The sequence below is a fragment of the Vibrio gelatinilyticus genome (assembly GCF_022836845.1).
Classification (GTDB): Bacteria; Pseudomonadota; Gammaproteobacteria; order Enterobacterales; family Vibrionaceae; genus Vibrio; species Vibrio gelatinilyticus.
Genome location: NZ_JAJNNZ010000028.1, coordinates 1 through 19438 on the forward strand (window position 1 = coordinate 1; position 19438 = coordinate 19438).

The window sequence follows — 19438 nt, forward strand, 5'->3', positions numbered from 1 at the left end:
CTCTTCACTGAGGGCTTTATTCTTGGTGGCCTTAACATTATGCGTTCAGGTAACTCTGAATCGCTGCCGCCAGCTTTTCAAATCGAGCGCGCAGTGGTGAGCCGGGCCTATAGGCTAATACTAAGCGGCGATTAGGGGTGGGGTTAATCGCATCGAGATAGCACACGCCATCTTTCACCTTTTCATGAGGCAATGACAACTGTGGAAGTAAAGTAATACCTGCACCCGCCGCGACCATGTTTCTCAATGTCTCCAAACTGGTCGCTTTAAAGCGCTCGTCATCTTTAGCACCAGCGGCAAAGCAAAAACCCAGCGCTTGATCTCGTAAGCAATGGCCATCTCCGAGTGCCAATACCGTTTTACCATTAAGCTGCGACATATCTATTTGATCATACTGCGCCCATTCGTGCTCACAAGGCACGGCTACACTCAGCGGCTCTTGGTAGATCTCCACTTCTTTAAACGCTTCAGTTTCAGCAACAGAAGCTAAGATCAAACAATCTAGTTTGCCCTCTTCAAGCTGTTTTACCAACTGATGCGTCTGAGCCTCGTATAGAAAAAGCTCAAGATCAGCAAACTCTTCTTTGAGCGTTGGTACGATGCGAGGCAACAGGTACGGCCCTACCGTTGGTATAAATCCTATGTGCATCGGGCCAGACATCTCACCGCTTTGCCCCACCGCCAATTCACGGAAGGTCTTCACTTCAGATAGTACTCGTTTGGCCTGATCAACCATCTGTAGTCCTGAGTCCGTAAACAATACTCGGCGGCTGCTTCTTTCCAGCAGTGCGGTTCCCAACTCATCTTCCAACTTACGAATTTGGCCACTCAATGTTGGCTGACTGACAAAGCAAGCTTCAGCAGCCTTACGAAAATGCTTATGTTCCGCCAACGCCACAAGGTATTCAAAGTCACGAATGTTCACGACCGCTCTCCGATAGAAAATAACTATCAATACGATAACAACAAACGATTGGAGCTATCAACGAATATTTTCAATAATGGTCCCAACGAAACAGAGCCGAGACAGTCAATCAGCAAAAACTAGTCTAAGCTCAACAAGTTCCAAAACAATTTAAAATAAAGGACAGCATTATGTTTGCATCTAAAGAAGGCCAAGCGGTACCACAAGTTACTTTCCCGACTCGCCAAGGCGACGCATGGGTAAACGTCACAACGGACGAATTGTTCAAAAACAAAACAGTGATCGTATTCAGCCTACCGGGCGCCTTTACACCAACATGTTCGTCTAGTCACCTGCCACGCTACAACGAGCTTCATTCGGTATTCAAAGAGCACGGCGTGGACGAAATCGTATGTGTTTCGGTTAACGACACGTTTGTTATGAATGCATGGAAAGACGATCAGGAAGCCGACAACATTACTTTTATTCCAGACGGCAATGGCGATTTCACCGACGGTATGGGCATGTTGGTCGACAAAAATGACCTTGGATTTGGCAAGCGCTCATGGCGTTACAGCATGCTGGTCAAAGACGGCATCGTAGAAAAAATGTTCATCGAAGCCAATGAACCGGGCGACCCGTTCAAAGTATCAGACGCTGATACAATGCTGAGCCATGTCGCACCTGACTATAAATCTCAAGAATCCATCACGGTATTCACCAAGCCAGGTTGCCCATTCTGTGCGAAAGCAAAACAGAACTTGATTGACCACGGCCTACAATATGAAGAAGTTGTCTTGGGTAAAGACGCGACAACAGTGAGCCTACGCGCTATTACCGGTCGTACTACTGTGCCTCAAGTTTTTATTGGTGGTAAGCACATTGGCGGCAGCGAAGAGCTCGAAGTACATCTAGGTAAATAGAGCTAGAGTTAATACAGTCATCAATCAGGGGCCAAATGGGCCCCTTGTTTTTAGGCGAAAAAGCTTCGGCATACTCACGTCATCACGCTTTATCTCGCCGTCAGTTTAAGGAATTCCGTTATGAACGAACGAAACGTCAATGTCGCCATTATTGGTGGTGGTACTGCAGGTTTAGGCGCATACAGAGCCGCCAAAGCTCATACTGATAATGTTGTCATGATTGAAGGCGGCCCCTATGGAACGACTTGTGCCCGAGTCGGCTGTATGCCTTCTAAACTGCTCATTGCCGCAGCTGAAAGTGTGCATCACATTGAAAAAGCACCCGGTTTTGGCGTGCATCCGCAGGGTGACGTGCTCATCAACGGCAAAGAAGTGATGGCTAGAATCAAAAGCGAACGCGATCGTTTTGTCGGCTTTGTACTCGAAGGTGTCGACGAGATCCCTGCAGAAGACAAGATTTCAGGCTACGCCAAATTTATCGACAACAATACGCTTCTGGTTGACGGGCACACCAAAATAACTGCCGAGCGAATTGTCATCGCAACAGGTTCACGCCCTGCCTACCCCGCGGTTTGGAATGAACTTGGCGATCGCCTTATTATCAATGATGATGTGTTCGATTGGGACGACCTGCCACGCTCTGTTGCCGTATTTGGCCCAGGTGTGATTGGCCTCGAACTGGGTCAAGCTCTGCACCGCTTAGGCGTGGAAATCAAAGTCTTTGGCTTAGGCGGTCAAGTAGGTCCCCTGACCGATCCAGAAGTCATGGCTTATGCCAACACAGCCTTTCAAGAAGAATTTTATCTCGACGCGGATGTTAAAGTCGACAGCATGAAACGCGTTGGAGACAACGTTGAAATCGTATTTGTGAATCATCAAGGTGAGCAAGAGACATTTGTGGTCGACTATGTGTTAGCGGCAACGGGACGCAGAGCCAATGTCGATAAACTGGATATCGACAAAACCAGCATGACGTTAGATGAACGTGGTGTACCCACCGCTGATCACTACACCTTGCAAACCAGTGTTGAACACATTTTTGTCGCTGGTGATGCCAGCAACCAAATGCCGCTGCTGCATGAGGCAGCCGATCAAGGACGCATTGCTGGTGACAACGCCGGGCGCTTTCCCGACATCCGCGCAGGTCTTCGTCGCAGCGCCATCTCGGCAGTGTTCAGTGATCCTCAAATTGCCATGGTTGGGGAATCATTCAAGCAGTTATCACAACGTTTGACCGACTGTAACTGCTTTGTCACAGGCACGGTTTCTTTTGAAAGTCAGGGCCGCTCTCGCGTAATGCTGAGAAACAAAGGATTGTTGAACGTGTACGGTGAACAAGGAACAGGTCGCTTCTTGGGCGCTGAAATGATGGGGCCGAACGCTGAGCACTTAGCCCACCTTCTGGCGTGGGCGCATCAAAACAAAATGACGGTTTCCGAAATGCTGGATATGCCTTTCTACCACCCGGTGATTGAGGAAGGTGTCAGAACGGCCTTGAGAGATTTAAATGCGAAGCTTCACATAGGGCCAGAAATGATCAAGCACTGTCTCGACTGCGGGCCTGGGTGTTAATAGAGGGAACTGGGACTAAAAATCAGAGCTTAGAAAGAAAAAAGCCCCAATGCCAATCTAGGCTTGGGGCCTTCTTAGATTCTTCTAAGAAAAAGCAGTGGTACTTTAATAGACCGGGCCTTTTCCCAAAGGTTCAAAAAAAACGATCTTTTTCCCATTTTTTTTCGATCCTTCTCTTAAATCTTTTTATTACAACATGTTAGGCAACATTCATTTTTGCGATGATTTGTTCAACAAGATTCACTTCCAACGCAACTTCATCACACGCGTGTTGTCTTGGGCATTGATCGCAATCTTTTAGCACTTTTTCAGGCAACAGTGTTTTCGAGGTTGGAATAAAGTGGTGCTTCATAAAGAACTCTGGTGTACGCGTCAGTACAAAGACTTTCTTGATGGCCATCTGACGCGCTTTGTCGACCAGATGTTGCACAATCGCTGTACCTTGACCTTGCCCCTGCCAGCCGGCCTCGACCCCAAGAGAACGAATCTCTGCTAGGCCTGAGTCATAGACATATAAGGAGGCGCAACCCGTCACTTCACCGTGATGCTCTGCCACCGCAAAAGAGCCAATATCACGCACCAATTCGTTGCGAGAACGAGGTAGGTTTTCTCCCATATTCGCCCAGTAGGTCACCATACTTTCCAGGGCTTCAATATCGGTTAGACGCGCTGCTCTGACTTTCACGGTCGAGGTATCACGTTGTGCCAAGCGTTGGTTGGCTTGATCCACCGCGTACGCCACTTGTTTAGGAGACACTCCACCTAAGGCGCTACGCTTCTCTAAACATGATTCGATAGTTAAGATGTCGTACACATCTTCTTCTATGGTATCAGAGAACTCCTTAAGTTCACTGATCGATAGCTCTTCTAATGCGCAACCTTTGGCAATGGCAGCAACCACCGCCACACCGACGATATGGTGTGCTTCTCTAAATGGAATACCTTTCGCGACCAAGTAATCAGCCAGTTCGGTAGAATTCGCGTAACCCTGTTTCGCCGCTTCTAGAGTTCGCTCACTGTTGACTTTAATGCCATCAAAACACAGTGCTGCCATCTCCATGCAATCGTTCCAGGTATCGAGAGCATCAAAAAGGCCTTCTTTGTCTTCTTGCATATCTTTGTTGTAAGCCAAAGGCAGTGCTTTAACTGTCATCATCATGCCCGCTAATGCGCCATATACCCGGCCGGTTTTACCCCGGATTAGCTCAAGCGCATCTGGGTTCTTCTTCTGTGGCATCAAAGAGGAGCCAGAAGTTACGGTATCAGCCAGTTCAATAAAATTGGACTCGCCCGAGTTATAGAAAATCATGTCTTCAGCAAGACGAGAAAGGTGAAGCATTGAAATAGACGCTATCGACATCAATTCCATCACGTGGTCACGGTCGGACACTGAATCCAAGCTGTTTCTGGTTGCACGACGAAAGCCCAGATTATGAGCCAACTCTTCACGATCCATTGGGTATGCCGTCCCTGCTAAAGCACCAGATCCTAGAGGGCAGGTATCAAGACGTTTAATGGCATCATCAAGACGTGAATAATCACGCTCAAACATTTCGACGTAAGCTAAGCACCAGTGAGCAAAAGTCACCGGTTGAGCACGCTGTAAATGAGTGTATCCCGGTAAAACCGTGTCTTGATGAACTTTGGCAACTTCGACCATCTGCATTTGCAATCGGTCGAGGCCAATGAGCAGTTGTTGCCCTTGCTGACGACACCAAAGTTTCAAATCGGTCGCCACTTGGTCGTTACGAGAACGGCCAGTGTGCAGTTTTTTACCCAAGTCGCCGACTTTGGCAATCAGGTGCTGCTCAACCCAACTGTGAATATCTTCTGCATCCGATTTAAGGATTTGCTCAGGGTCTTCCATCACCTCAAGTTTGAGTTCATTAAGCGCTAGTTCAAGCTTTTGCTGCTCTTCTTCTGTCAGAACGTTCACTGACAATAGCGCTTTAGACCAAGCGATCGAGCCAACAATGTCTTGCTCAGCCAATCGGTAATCAAAGCGAAGTGAATCGTTGAAGTCTTTGAACCTAGTGTCTGCTGCTTGGGTAAATCTGCCGCCCCATAATGCCATTGTGTCTCTCCTAACTACTCGGTGTTCACTGCTTGTGTAACGATGGAAGCTGATGAAATTCGGCTTCTTTTTCTATCTGATTCAAACTTACGGTATTTAACCGCAAAAATAAAGTAAAAATTCACTTTTTCCACATAATTATTCACGGTGAGTGATTTTTTACGCTTTTCAATGTTACAGATACAACAAACCCACTTGCTTCACAAGTGGGTTTGAAAAAGTATATCAATATTCGGTGAGCAGATTAGCTCTTTTTCGCTTCGTTGAGCGCTCTGATACGACTAGACAGTGAATACAAACGGATAAAGCCTTCTGCGTGACTTTGGTCATACACATCATCTTCACCAAAGGTTGCAAATTCTTCACAGTACAGACTGTTCACGCTGCGTTTTTGCGTTACCGTTGCCTGGCCTTTGTAAAGCTTGATCACGACCTCACCATTGACGTCTTTCGCAAGCTCTTCTGTCGCCGCTAGAATTGAACTGCACAGCGGTGTGAACCAACGGCCATCATAAACCAGATGAGATGCTTTCACGCCAAGTTCTTCACGGAACTCAAACGCCGATTTATCCAGTACCAACTGCTCAACTGCACGTAGCGCTTCCATCATGATGGTGCCACCCGGAGTTTCATAACAGCCACGAGATTTCATGCCAACTAGACGGTTCTCAACGATATCAATACGACCAACGCCGTGCTTGGCACCTTTTTCATTCAAATACACCAAAGCGTTGTACGGCGTCATTTTTTCACCATCGACGGCAATCACTTCGCCTTTCGCCACTTCTAGCGTCACATATTCCGCTTGATCCGGCGCTTGCTCAGGATCAACTGTCCATACCCAGCAATCTTCGTTTGGCGCATTCCAGGTATCTTCTAGCACGCCACCTTCTGTAGAAATGTGCCATGCATTTGCATCACGAGAATAGATTTTTGTCAGTGACGCTGTGCACGGGATGTTGCGCTCTGCCAGGTAATCTAAGCATTCTTCACGGCTCACCAGATCCCATTCACGCCATGGTGCGATCACAGTGAGATCCGGGGCCAGTGCAGCGAAAGCACCTTCAAAACGGACTTGGTCGTTACCTTTACCTGTACAACCATGACACAGAGCATCCGCGCCCACTTTACGTGCCACTTCAACTTGTGCTTTAGCAATGATAGGACGTGCCATAGACGTACCCAGTAGGTACTTACCTTCGTAGTAAGCACCGGTTTTAAGAGTTGGGTAGATATAGTCTGCAACCATTTCTTCTTTTAAGTCGGCAATGTAGCACTCAGAAGCACCCGATGCTTTGGCCTTCTCTTCGATCCCGACCAGTTCTTCTTCACCCTGGCCGACATCAGCAACAAACGCGACCACTTCACAGTCATAATTTTCTTTTAGCCAAGGAATGATCACAGAGGTATCTAGACCGCCAGAGTAGGCTACAACGACTTTCTTTACAGTTTTTTTGCTCATTACTTCTCTCCTGTTCCCCGGATCTGAATTGGCGGTCAGTCTCTCGGGATTTCCTTATAAAATAGTTTTTAACTCACGATCTTGTTTAAATCTGCCCGTCAATGACAAGCCGTCAATTAACTGGGTAAAAATTGAGTACCGATGCTCTCACCAGCAAACAACTGGCTGAGTTTTTCTGGGTATCGCCAGGTCGCGACCTCAATAGGCCTGCCCAGGTCATTGGCCGCTTGCAGCGCGGCCTGAACTTTAACAATCATGCCATCGGTGATGACTTTACCATCAATCAGCGCATCCGCTTCTTGCTGGCTTAAACTTGCAATCAAATGACCTTTGCCGTCAAGCACGCCACTCACATCCGATAACAATACTAAATCTGCGTCTAACGCTCCGGCTACCGCGACTGCGGCTTGATCGGCATTAACATTCATCAATTGCCCTTGAGCCGTTAAGCCAATTGAACTGATGATAGGCAAAGCACCTGTCGACAAAATGGCTTGCAATACGCTCGCGTTACCTGGTTTAGCATGACCAACGGCACCGAGGTCAGCGTCCAACTCAGTCACTTTACACAAGTCTCCATCGGCAAGGCTCAATCCAACCGTTTGCAGGCCCGCTTTAATGGCTTCGCCTTGCAACAACTTGTTCGCCGTTCCAGCAAGAGCACCCGCGATAACTGGGATCTGGTCGTAAGGTGTCACTCTCAAACCTTGTTTTTTCACCGTTGGCAGGTTGAGCTTTTGCATAAGCTCATCAACCAAGTAGCCGCCGCCATGTACCACAACGATGTCACGTTGTGCTTTGTGCTTATAGTCAACCACGGCACCAAACAGTTTTAACAGCGTTTCCGAACAAGACAACGCCGCGCCACCAAGTTTGATGACCAAAGGGGTTGCTTTTGATTGAATTGATTGCGTCATAGTTACATCCTTATACCAGCGCCGTAAGCGGAGCAAAACCGTATTTTATGTTAAGGCACTGCATCGCTTGACTGGATGCACCTTTTAATAAGTTATCAATGGCCGAAACAACGATGACGTACTCACCCTGTACCTTCCAGCCGATATCGCAAAATGGCGTATTCTCGACATCTTGAATTCTTGGGATCGCGTTCTCTTTGATTCGCACAACCGGCTTGTCTTGATAAGCACTCTCCATAGCGTCAGTCACTTGTTTCTCATCCACACCGTTTGCTAACTTCATTGTTATCGTCGCCAAAATGCCACGCTTAAAATTGCCAAGGTGTGGAGTGAAGATGACATCACGCCCCAAATGTGTGGCAATTTCTGGTTGATGACGGTGATTGAACAGACCATAGGGTTGCAAACTCACTTCACAAAAACTGTTGGTCATACTCGCCTTACGTCCTGCGCCCGTAACACCGCTAGTCGCGTTGATAACAGGCCACATTGACTCATCCAGCAACCCTTTCTCAATCAGCGGCTTAATCGCCAATTGAGACGCCGTAGGATAGCAGCCAGGAACAGCCACAAGCTGCGCCTCTTTAATTTCTGATTCGCTCCATTCCGCAAGGCCGTACGCTGCTTTATCGAGCCAGTCTGCGTGCTGATGTGAGAAACCGTAAAAGTTATCGTAGAAAGACTCCCCTTTTACGCGATAAGCTCCTGATAAATCGAACACCTGACAGCCCGCAGCCAAAAACTGCGGAGCAAGATCGTGACTGACTTCGTGCGCCGTGGCGAGAAAAACCACATCACACTCTTTGGCTGCTTGCTCAACATCGGTTAAAGGTTGTACTGGTGTATCCACCAAACCCAATAGCTTGCCATGCAATTGCGATACGGGTTTACCGGCATCGACGCTATTGGCGGAAACGTACAAACCTGTTAGCGTGAGGTTTGGGTGCTTGACGACCATAAGAGCCAATTCTGCCCCGGTGTAGCCGCTAGCGCCGATAATGGTGGTTTTCAACATCTCAATACATCCAAATTTAAAGAGTGACATACAATAAAATAATGACTACAAATCTAACAAAAACGCCAATTAATGATTTTTTATTCATTATTTTTGATTTAATATGTGTTTTACCGTCTTAAAATTCATCTGTCAACAGTAGAAGTGAACTAAATATGCAATTGCCGAGTTTTTTAGAGGTTTACCAGGGCCTCATTAGCACATCCTCCATTAGCTCGACAGACCCTAAATGGGATCAGGGAAATGCAAAGGTTATTGAGAAGCTCGCCAGCTGGTTCAAGGATCTTGGATTTCGCGTCGAAGTGGTTGAAGTCGAGAAGAACAAATACAATCTCATTGCCAAATTGGGCGAAGGCGAAGGCGGTCTGCTACTCGCTGGCCACAGTGATACCGTGCCATTTGATGAAGGGCGTTGGAATTTCGATCCTCATTCCGTCACGGAAGCGAACAACCGTTTTTACGGTTTAGGCACTGCCGACATGAAAGGGTTCTTTGCCTTCATTTATGAAGCGGTAAAAAAAATTGATTGGAGCAAACAAACTAAACCGCTCTACGTGTTGGCCACCTGTGACGAAGAGACCACCATGCTCGGCGCAAGACATTTTACGGAAAATGCACCTTTTCAACCGGACTACTGCATTATTGGTGAACCAACCAACTTGGTCCCGGTACGTGGACACAAAGGCCACGTCGCCAACGCCATTCGTGTCACCGGAAAATCCGGACACTCCTCTGATCCAGCATTAGGCGTTAATGCCATAGAGATCATGCATGAAGTCTTATTCGCTATGATGCAGCTGCGTGATCGCCTTATCAAAGAATATCATCACCCTGGTTTTGCTATCCCAACCCCCACTCTTAACCTTGGTCATATTCATGGTGGTGACAGCGCCAACCGGATCTGCGGCTGCTGTGAGCTTCACTACGACGTGCGCCCTCTACCCGGCATTAGTCTCGATGGCCTGAATAACATGCTCACAGATGCCTTAAAAGAAGTCCAACAGAAGTGGCCTGAACGCCTCACGATTACGCCTTTGCATGAGCCGATCCCGGGCTATGAGTGTCAACACGACCATCCGTTCATCAGCTCGATGGAGTCCCTAACTCAAACCCCATCTCAAACCGTCAACTACTGTACTGAAGCGCCATTTTTGCAGCAGCTCTGCCCAACTTTAGTGATGGGGCCCGGCTCTATCGAGCAAGCTCATCAGCCTGATGAATATTTGGGTTTTGAGTTTATTGAGCCGACCATCAACATACTTAGCAAAGCCATGCACCAATATTGCTTTCGCTGATCGGCCCGCAAGGCGCGAAACGATTCACTTCAGGGATAATTAGTAATAAAATTACAACAATTCAAGCCAATTTGGGAACAGGGTCACAGCACCCTTGTTCACTATTATATTTGCAAAGTTATTGTGGATTAATTGACGAGCACTAGTCTTTTTCGCTAGATTGTCTGCTATTCAAGGAATAATGGATGTAGTTAAATTACAAGGCAGGAAGAGTATGAATGAGAAATATGCCCCACTTAAAAGCAACGTTAAGATGCTCGGGCACTTACTTGGAAACACCATTAAGGAAGCGCATGGTGAAGCGATTCTAGAAAAAGTAGAGACCATTCGTCAGCTGTCAAAGTCAGCGCGTGGCGGCAACCAGGCCGACAGAGACGCTTTGATCGAAGAAATCAAAAACCTGCCTAATGAACAGCTCACCCCTGTTGCTCGTGCATTTAACCAATTCTTAAACCTGACCAATATTGCCGATCAGTACCACACCATTTCTCGTAGCTGCGAAGCCGACGTGTGCGAACCGGATCCGGTGTACAGCCTATTTTCTAAGTTGAGTGAAGAAAACATCAGTAAGCTCGATACAGCGCAAGCAGTACGTGACCTGAATATTGAACTGGTACTGACAGCTCACCCGACGGAAATTACACGCCGCACCATGATCAACAAGTTGGTCAAAATCAACAAGTGCTTGTCTCAGCTTGAGCTCAACGAACTTTCGCACAGTGAGCGTAAGAAAAATGAGCGCCGCCTAGAGCAGCTTATTGCGCAAAGCTGGCACTCAGATGTGATCCGTAAGCAGCGTCCAACGCCGCTCGATGAAGCGAAATGGGGCTTTGCCGTTGTTGAGAACTCCCTTTGGGAAGCCGTACCAGAATTCTTGCGAGAACTGGATGACCGCCTCGAAAACTACCTAGGTGAAGGCTTACCAATCGATGCGCGTCCAGTGCATTTCTCTTCTTGGATGGGTGGAGACCGCGATGGCAACCCATTTGTAACGCATTCGATCACCCGTGAAGTTCTACTACTGTCTCGTTGGAAAGCGGCCGACCTTTACCTAGGAGACTTCCAAGAGCTGATCACCGAACTGTCTATGGTGAAGTGTAATGACGAAGTTCGCGAGATGGCAGGCGATCAGCACGAACCATATCGTGCGATCCTGAAACCAATTCGTGTACTGCTCAACAACACACTGGAAGTGCTTGATGCGAAAATCAACCATCAAGACGTCCCGAACAAGCCAATCTTAGAGCATGTCGATCAGCTTTGGGATCCACTACTGGCTTGTTACAAGTCTCTGCATGAATGTGGCATGAGTGTGATCGCCGATGGTTCACTACTCGATACATTGCGTCGTATCAAGGCGTTTGGTGTTCACCTTGTTCGTCTCGATATTCGTCAAGAGAGCACACGCCACTCAGATGTCATCTCTGAGCTAACACGTTACCTTGGTATTGGCGATTACGACCAATGGAGCGAGCAGGACAAAGTTTCTTTCTTGGTCAACGAGCTCAGCTCTAAACGCCCTCTACTGCCTCGTGACTGGCAGCCGTCAGAGCAAGTGCAGGAAGTTCTCGATACTTGCCGTATTGTCGCCTCACAATCACGTGAAGCATTCGGTGCTTACGTGATATCCATGGCGCGCACCGCATCAGATGTACTGGCTGTACACCTAATTTTGCAAGAGTGTGGCTGTAAGTTCCGCATGGACGTCTGTCCACTGTTTGAAACCCTTGATGATCTCAATAACTCAGAGGCCGTGATCAAGCAGTTGCTCAATATTGATTGGTACCGTGGTTACATCCAAAATCATCAAATGGTCATGATTGGTTATTCCGATTCAGCCAAAGATGCCGGTGTGATGTCAGCAGGCTGGGCACAATACAGCGCGATGGAATCACTGGTTAAAGTCAGTGAAGAAGCGGGAATTGAGCTGACCTTATTCCACGGCCGTGGTGGTACTATCGGTCGAGGTGGTGCACCAGCGCACGCTGCACTGCTTTCTCAGCCACCAAAAAGCCTGAAAGGTGGACTACGTGTAACCGAGCAAGGTGAGATGATCCGCTTTAAGCTTGGCTTACCAGAGATTGCCGTCAACAGCTTAGGACTGTACGCAAGCGCGATTCTCGAAGCCAACCTTCTGCCACCACCAGAACCTAAACAAGATTGGCGCGACCTAATGGACGTATTGTCTGAAGTGTCATGTGAATCATACCGTCAAATCGTACGCGGTGAGCCAGACTTCGTCCCTTACTTTAGACAAGCGACTCCGGAGTTGGAGTTGGGTAAACTGCCATTAGGTTCACGCCCAGCCAAGCGTAACCCCAATGGCGGCGTCGAAAGTTTGCGTGCCATTCCTTGGATCTTCTCATGGAGCCAAAATCGCCTCGTACTTCCGGCGTGGCTTGGCGCGGGTGAAGCGATCCAGTACTCCATTGACAAAGGTCATCAGGAGTTGCTAGAAGACATGTGCCGTGAATGGCCATTTTTCTCGACTCGCCTTGGTATGCTTGAGATGGTCTACTCGAAATGTAACCTCGAGATCTCACGTTACTACGATGAACGCCTAGCGGATCCATCACTGCTGCCGCTGGGTGACAAGTTACGAGCTCAACTTCAAAAAGACATCAAAGCGGTTCTGAATGTTGAAAACAGCGATCACTTGATGCAAAGCGACCCGTGGGGGCAAGAGTCTATTCGACTACGTAATATCTATGTCGAGCCACTCAATATGCTACAAGCTGAGCTTCTTTACCGTACTCGCCAAGATGGTGAAGCTGGAGAAGAGCTTGATGAAGCACTCATGGTAACGATTGCAGGCATAGCTGCTGGTATGCGAAACACCGGATAAACAGTACAGCATTCCAGAGGAAGGACAAAAGGTCGCATATTGCGGCCTTTTATTTTGCATGTTAGTCTTGCTGAGTATTTTGTTAGTTTTTGCTAATAAACGAGAATCTATTCTACTTAATGCGTATTATTTTCGATATAATTATCAACAGCAGATCGAATCATAAATAATAAATATCGACTGCTCTGGTTGTGAGTTCTCACAACTGTCTAGGTGACAAAACGGCTTTAATTAGGTGACAGCGCCAACGAAGTGTTGGATATGCGGTTATTTCACAATTCACCAACCCTTTTGCTTCCACGAATCGTTCATTCTGGCGGCTCAATAAAAGTGTTGATGAATTGGAAAGCGCTCAGCTTTACTCCCAAAGCTTTTCGCGTTGAAATAATGGCAAACAATTATAATAGTTATTAATCATTTGGATTTATAGACATGTCACTACCACACGTAATCCTTACCGTTCTTAGTACTCGCGATGCTACTGGATACGACATCACAAAAGAATTTTCCGCTAGCATTGGCTATTTCTGGAAAGCGAGCCACCAGCAGGTGTATCGTGAACTTAACAAAATGGCAGAAAAAGAGCTGGTCACTTGCAAGCTTGAACCTCAAGACGGCAAGCCAGATCGTAAAGTCTATTCTATTACCGAAGCTGGTCGCCATGCCTTAGGTGACTGGTTTGAGCAATCGACGATTCATCCAACCGTGCGTGATGAATTCTGCGCTAAGCTTGCCGCTTGTTCAGTACAACCATCCACGGCATTTCGTATTCAATTGACTGAGCTTATTCAAGAGTCGAAAAAGCTGGTTGCTCATTATCGCGAAATTGAAGCGGCCTACTACGCCACGCCAAACACACTCGACAATCAAGCTCGTCTTGAAAGACTGACCCTGCGTCGTAATATTCTATCGCGTCAAGCATGGCTAGACTGGGCAGAAGAGACTTTGGTTGAACTAGAAGCAATGGCATAATTATTCAAACAAAAAAAAGGGGTCAAAGCTTAGCGCTTTGACCCCTTTTTTTGATCTGCGAGAGCCATTTATGGCTGTGGTCGAATACCTAGCGTATGACACAACGCATACGTCATTTCCGCACGGTTAAGAGTGTAGAAGTGGAAGTCCTTGACACCCTCACGGCTCAATACACGAACCATGTCGATCGCCTGGCTTGCTCCAACCAATTGGCGCGTTGTCGGATCATCATCAAGCCCTTCAAACTGCTTAGCCATCCAACCAGGTACTTTCACTTTGTTCATTCCAGCAAAGCGTGACGCCTGCTTAAAATTAGACACTGGCAAAATTCCCGGTACGATTTCAACATCAATGCCCGCAGCAACACAGCGGTCACGAAAGCGTAGGTAGCTCTCTACATCAAAAAAGAACTGAGTAATCGCGCGGTTGGCACCAGCATCGACTTTGCGTTTAAGGTTAAGTAAGTCCGCCTGAGCACTTTTCGCTTCAGGATGAACTTCTGGGAAGGCTGCCACTGAAATATCGAAGTCATGACGCGACTTCAATAGTTCAACCAGATCCGAGGCGTACATTTCAGGCTGACCGCCTCCCGGTGGGATGTCTCCACGCAACGCAACAATACTCTCAATGCCATTGGCCCAGTAATCGTCAGCAATTTGAATAAGCTCATCGCGGCTTGCATCGATACACGTTAAATGTGGTGCCGATACCAATCCAGTTTGCGCTTTGATCTCTTTGATGATTGAGTGAGTGCGGTCACGCTCGCCCGAATTCGCGCCATAGGTTACAGAAACAAATTTTGGCTGCAGTGTTTTTAAACGATGAACAGACTTCCATAGCGTCTCTTCCATCTTAGGTGAACTTGGCGGAAAGAACTCGAATGAAACATTGATGTTGTCTGATAGCTCAGCAATGTTTTGATTAAGTGCGTCAATATGACCAGCGTGTGTGTATCCCATGGTTCTCTCCCTAATTCGCCCAAGTTGGTTATCCCTCCAACTCAAGACTCAAACCTGTCTTGCAAAAAAATACGTTTAGACGTCTATATGTCTACAGAATGAAATGAATGGCATTTAAAGTCAATAGTGTAACTATGAATTTTTTTCATGATGAATGTGAAGGGAACTAAAGTCAGTGCTATGCATAACCAGAATGGCTCAGTCACCTCTCTTGCCGAGCGGTGACTGAGAAAAATTACGCTTTAGAAGAAGCTAGAGAGCAAGTTGAGATCCGACTGAATCGCACCGGCGGTTACTTCACGACCAGCACCAGGCCCACGGATCACCAGCGGGTTATCTTTGTACCATTTGCTTTCAATCGCGAAAATGTTGTCACACGGCAATAAGTTCGCAAGTGCATGCTCTTTGGAAAGCGCTTCGATGCCAACATACGCTTTGCCATCCTTATCCAGGCGAGCAACATAACGCAGCACTTTATCTTCTCGCTGCGCTTTCTCTAAGCGTTCCGCCAGCAGTTCGCTAAGCAGTGAAGCTTGATTAAAGAACTCATCCAATGACAACGAAGTCAGCTCTTCTGGTACCAATGACTCAACTACCACCGAATCAGGTTCGATATCAAGTCCCGATTCGCGCGCTAGGATAACCAGCTTACGCATCACATCGGAACCATCGAGATCAGAGCGAGGATCGGGTTCAGTTAAGCCTTGTTGCCATGCTAAGTCGACCAATTCGCTAAATGGTATCGTGCCATCAAATTGCTGAAACAACCAAGAGAGCGTGCCGGAAAAAATACCCGACAGTGCCACAATTTCATCGCCACTTTCACGAAGGTCACGCACGGTATGGTTTATCGGTAATCCCGCGCCAACCGTCGCATTATACAACCAATGGCGACTCGTCTTGGCAAACGCATCTTGCACCAGATGATAATAATCACTCGATGCCGAGCCTGCGACTTTATTGGCTGAAATCAGGTGAATACCATGAGCCGCAATATCCACATATTGCATCGCTAAGGCTTTACTGGCCGTGACATCCAATACGACCACTTCGTCGTAACCTTGCAGACTGCCCAATTGATGCAACCAAACACTGCCATCATTCTCAACGGCTTCATCTTCAAAACGTTCAAGTACACTTTGCTCATCAATGCCTTTCTCATCAAACCAATAGGTTTGACTATCAATGACAGCCACCAAGTCAAAGCTCATGCCTCTTCGGCGCTCCAGATCCAGTTTTTGCTGCTTAAACAGTGACAACCAACTCGAGCCAATATTGCCTTTGCCACATAAGGCAACCGCCACGCGTTTTTGCGCCTGAAACAGCTGTGTGTGTACCGCTTTTAATAGCGGTGCTGTTTCTGATTTGCGCAGCAATGCGACTAGGCTTAAGCCACTGTCGGTCTCGGCGATAAACTCCACCGGAGATTGCTTAAGCTTTTGATAAAATCCAAAGCAATGATTCGCGTTTTTAGTGACACCTGCACCCACAGCCGCAATCAAAGAGTATCCCTCTTTGAGTTTTATTTCGGCTTCAATGGCCGTGTCTTGCAATTGACTTAAAGCACCACCAACAATCTCACCGGTATAGGCTAATCGCAGGCGGAACTGATCAGCCTGAGCTTCATAAGCAAGCGGCTCCAGTTGCGCACGCTTTAGGCCTTGAAGCACTTCCGCTTTAACGCGTTGGAAGTCATGCCCAGTGGCGAAAGAGAGTTCTATCAGTAGGACATCATCGTGCGAGGTGATGATTTTCGCTCCACGCCCTGATGCTAATACACGTTCAATCTTAGTTGAACCTGATTCAGGTTCATGACTGCAGCGAAGATTAAGTTCAGTCACGCTTTGAGCCACAGGTTGCAAGGTTCGGCTGTGCAACACCGGGGCTGCTAGACGCGCCAATTCACTGGCTTCGTCAAGGCGCAGCAAAGGAAGCAAGCATGCATCAGAGACCACGCGCGGGTCAGCACTGTAGACACCCGCCACATCGCTCCAAATGGTCACTGCACTAACATCTGCCAGCGCCCCTATCACGGTCGCAGAATAGTCAGAGCCATTACGACCCAATAATACGGTTTCACCTTCATCGCTTTGCGCCATAAAGCCGGTGATCACAATGCGATGGTGAGCATGCTGTGCCAGTACCTCTTTAATCAATGGATAAGAGCGAGCTCGGTCCACTTCTGGCTGCGTTCCCATTTCTGCGCGTAAGAATGCTCGCGCATCTTGCGCGACCGCCTGAAGTTCAGATTGACGCAGCAGTGCTGCGAGAAGACGTGAGGACCACACCTCACCATGACCTAAGATAGCGGCTTTATCGGCCTCGCTAAGCGGGTATAAGCAGTCCCCTAACGCGGCAAACTCCTCAACTAAAATCTGCCTCAGTGTCTCAGCTTCGCTGCCTGTTAATAATGCATCAATCAAATCAAATTGAAATTGCCTTAAAGCCTGCAAATGCTCGTGAGCAACACGACCATCTTTACTCAGTGCCTCTGTAAAGGCGATCAGTTTATTGGTGGTTTTACCTGCTGCAGACACCACGATAAGATCATCGTTACCCGAGTAGTCTTTAAGAATGTTCACGACACGTTTATAGCACTCAGGATCGGCTAAACTACTGCCACCAAACTTATGCAACTGACGCGAACTGGCAGCGAATGATTGAGTCATTGTTGATTATCCTTGTAAACCAAAATGAGTGGCTTTTTCAAATGCTTGCTTAAGATCCGCAATCAAATCACTCGCATCTTCCAAGCCAACAGACAAACGGAGCAACTGGTTTGAAACACCAGCTTCCGCTAGCGCTGCCTCTCCCATTGCACGGTGTGTCATCGACGCAGGGTGACAAATCAAACTTTCCACTCCACCTAAAGACTCTGCTAAAGAGAATAACTTCAGTTCACCAACAAAGTGCTTAAGTTGCTCAAAGCTGCCCGCAAATTCAAAGCTCAACATAGAGCCAAAGCCCGATTGTTGCTTCTTGGCGATATCGTGGCCCGGATGCTCAGGCAAACTTGGGTGATAAATCACTTTAACCAAAGGCTGCTGCTGCAAAAAGTCTAAAATAGTGTTGGCGCTCTCCTCGTGGACTCGCATACGCGCGCCCAGGGTGCGAAGACCTCGAAGGGTCATATAGCTATCAAACGGTGTGCCTGTGGCGCCAATGCAATTTCCCCACCAGGCAAGCTCTTCGGCATGTTCTGCTGTTTTCGCGATCACAACTCCGCCAATCACATCAGAATGCCCATTAATGAACTTCGTTGTTGAATGAATGACAAAGTCTGCACCGAGCTCTAAAGGCTTTTGGTATACCGGTGTCAAAAAGGTATTGTCGACCGCAACCAGCGCGCCAACTTGTTTGGCTTTTTGGCAAACTTTTTCGATATCGACAACGCGAACTAATGGGTTAGAAGGCGTTTCTATCAAAATAAGTTTTGGCTTTTTAGCCAGAGCAGCATCAAGGGCAGCCTCATCACTTTGATCGACAAATTCAACCTTGAAATCTCCCTTCTGAGAGCGCGTATTGAACAAACGATATGTGCCACCGTAGCAATCATGAGGAGCCACAATCACATCTTCAGGACCAATAAATGCAGAAACCCAAAGGTTGAGCGCTGAAGTCCCACAGTTAGTAATGACAGCGCCTTTGCCCGACTCCAGCTCATAAAGAGCGGTTTCCAGCAAACCACGATTCGGGTTCCCAGAGCGCGTATAGTCATACGTAGGAACTTCCCCAAACGCAGGAAAGCCATAGTTCGTTGACAAATAAATAGGCGGCACCACTGCGTGATGTTGGGTGTCTGATTCGATACCAGTGCGTACGGCAATTGTCGCTGGCTTCGGAGTGCTCATAGAAACGTCCTTTATCAAAAATCCGGTAGGGAAAGCATACTTGGATTTGTCCATCCCAAGCATCAATTTGTATTGCATTATATACAGATATCACCACTTTACGTTTCAAAACATAAGCCGTCAACACTTCTAGACGTCTATATGTCTTTGCTTATGGCGGTAGATAACGCTAAAATTGGGCCAACCTCTAATTTAAACATAACTAACAGATGAAGGTGCGCAATGGCAGATTGGAATGGTGAATACATTAGCCCATACGCAGAACACGGAAAAAAAAGCGAACAAGTAAAGAAAATTACAGTTTCAATTCCTTTGAAGGTGCTAAAAGTATTAACCGATGAGCGTACCCGCCGTCAGATAAACAACCTGCGCCATGCGACCAACAGCGAGCTGCTGTGTGAAGCGTTTCTTCATGCTTATACAGGCCAGCCATTACCAACAGATGAAGATCTACGAAAAGATCGCCCAGACGATATTCCATCTGAAGTCAAAGCGATGATGACGGCGATGGGCATTGAATTTGAAGCGTTTGACGAAGAATAACAATCATTAGGGGAAATATCCCTAACACGCCAACGTTATCAAAAGCACCTGTTTGGTAAAGCGCACAAATTGACTTGCTTGCTAAAAAAAATCCCCTCTCTAAGGG

14 protein-coding genes are annotated in these 19438 nt (G+C 47.4%); 6 read left to right on the forward strand and 8 right to left on the reverse strand.

Annotation, left to right across the window (positions count from 1 at the left end; genetic code table 11):
• Positions 1-37: 37 nt before the first annotated feature.
• Positions 38-925, reverse strand: a complete 888-nt coding sequence (gene oxyR / locus LNL84_RS19115) for a DNA-binding transcriptional regulator OxyR (protein ID WP_244359409.1) — start codon at positions 923-925, stop codon at positions 38-40.
• Positions 926-1095: 170 nt separating this feature from the next.
• On the opposite strand from oxyR, the gene LNL84_RS19120 reads away from it, so the two are divergent.
• Positions 1096-1827, forward strand: a complete 732-nt coding sequence (locus LNL84_RS19120) for a glutathione peroxidase (protein ID WP_244359410.1) — start codon at positions 1096-1098, stop codon at positions 1825-1827.
• Between the two features lie 120 nt (positions 1828-1947).
• Entirely contained in the window at positions 1948-3399 is a 1452-nt protein-coding gene (locus tag LNL84_RS19125) for a dihydrolipoyl dehydrogenase (protein ID WP_244359411.1), read from the forward strand.
• 199 nt (positions 3400-3598) lie between these two features.
• Here LNL84_RS19125 and argH read toward each other — a convergent pair whose 3' ends face one another.
• From argH to argC, 4 genes are all read right to left on the reverse strand, one after another.
• Positions 3599-5473: an argininosuccinate lyase gene (gene argH, locus LNL84_RS19130; RefSeq protein WP_244359412.1), complete on the reverse strand. Its 1875-nt coding sequence runs from the start codon at positions 5471-5473 to the stop codon at positions 3599-3601.
• A 244-nt stretch (positions 5474-5717) separates the two neighbouring features.
• A complete protein-coding gene (locus LNL84_RS19135; RefSeq protein WP_244359413.1) occupies positions 5718-6935 on the reverse strand; it encodes an argininosuccinate synthase in 1218 nt (405 codons plus the stop codon).
• Positions 6936-7051: 116 nt separating this feature from the next.
• A complete protein-coding gene (gene argB / locus LNL84_RS19140; protein ID WP_244359414.1) occupies positions 7052-7852 on the reverse strand; it encodes an acetylglutamate kinase in 801 nt (266 codons plus the stop codon).
• A gap of 10 nt (positions 7853-7862) precedes the next feature.
• Entirely contained in the window at positions 7863-8867 is a 1005-nt protein-coding gene (gene argC, locus LNL84_RS19145) for an N-acetyl-gamma-glutamyl-phosphate reductase (RefSeq protein WP_244359415.1), read from the reverse strand.
• A gap of 155 nt (positions 8868-9022) precedes the next feature.
• On the opposite strand from argC, the gene argE reads away from it, so the two are divergent.
• The 3 genes from argE (at position 9023) to LNL84_RS19160 (ending at position 13979) form a co-directional block, all read left to right on the forward strand.
• Entirely contained in the window at positions 9023-10162 is a 1140-nt protein-coding gene (argE, locus tag LNL84_RS19150) for an acetylornithine deacetylase (RefSeq protein ID WP_244359416.1), read from the forward strand.
• Between the two features lie 214 nt (positions 10163-10376).
• Positions 10377-13007 carry a phosphoenolpyruvate carboxylase gene (ppc, locus tag LNL84_RS19155; protein ID WP_244359417.1) on the forward strand — a complete coding sequence of 877 codons (2631 nt, stop codon included), beginning with the start codon at positions 10377-10379 and terminating at the stop codon, positions 13005-13007.
• A 432-nt stretch (positions 13008-13439) separates the two neighbouring features.
• A complete protein-coding gene (locus LNL84_RS19160) occupies positions 13440-13979 on the forward strand; it encodes a PadR family transcriptional regulator (protein ID WP_244359418.1) in 540 nt (179 codons plus the stop codon).
• A 68-nt stretch (positions 13980-14047) separates the two neighbouring features.
• Here the strand turns inward: LNL84_RS19160 and metF are convergent, their stop codons facing one another.
• The 3 genes from metF to LNL84_RS19175 all read right to left on the reverse strand — a co-directional run bounded on the left by metF (position 14048) and on the right by LNL84_RS19175 (position 18789).
• Complete coding sequence (metF, locus tag LNL84_RS19165) at positions 14048-14938, reverse strand: methylenetetrahydrofolate reductase (RefSeq protein WP_244359419.1); 891 nt, start codon at positions 14936-14938, stop codon at positions 14048-14050.
• A gap of 242 nt (positions 14939-15180) precedes the next feature.
• On the reverse strand, positions 15181-17607 hold the full coding sequence (locus LNL84_RS19170) for a bifunctional aspartate kinase/homoserine dehydrogenase II (RefSeq protein ID WP_244359420.1): 2427 nt from the start codon (positions 17605-17607) through the stop codon (positions 15181-15183).
• A 6-nt stretch (positions 17608-17613) separates the two neighbouring features.
• Positions 17614-18789 (reverse strand): O-succinylhomoserine (thiol)-lyase, encoded by a 1176-nt coding sequence (locus LNL84_RS19175; RefSeq protein WP_244359421.1) that lies wholly within the window; start codon positions 18787-18789, stop codon positions 17614-17616.
• Positions 18790-19011: 222 nt separating this feature from the next.
• Here LNL84_RS19175 and metJ point away from each other — a divergent pair, with 222 nt between their 5' ends.
• A complete protein-coding gene (metJ, locus tag LNL84_RS19180; RefSeq protein ID WP_244359422.1) occupies positions 19012-19332 on the forward strand; it encodes a met regulon transcriptional regulator MetJ in 321 nt (106 codons plus the stop codon).
• The last annotated feature ends 106 nt before the right edge of the window (positions 19333-19438 follow it).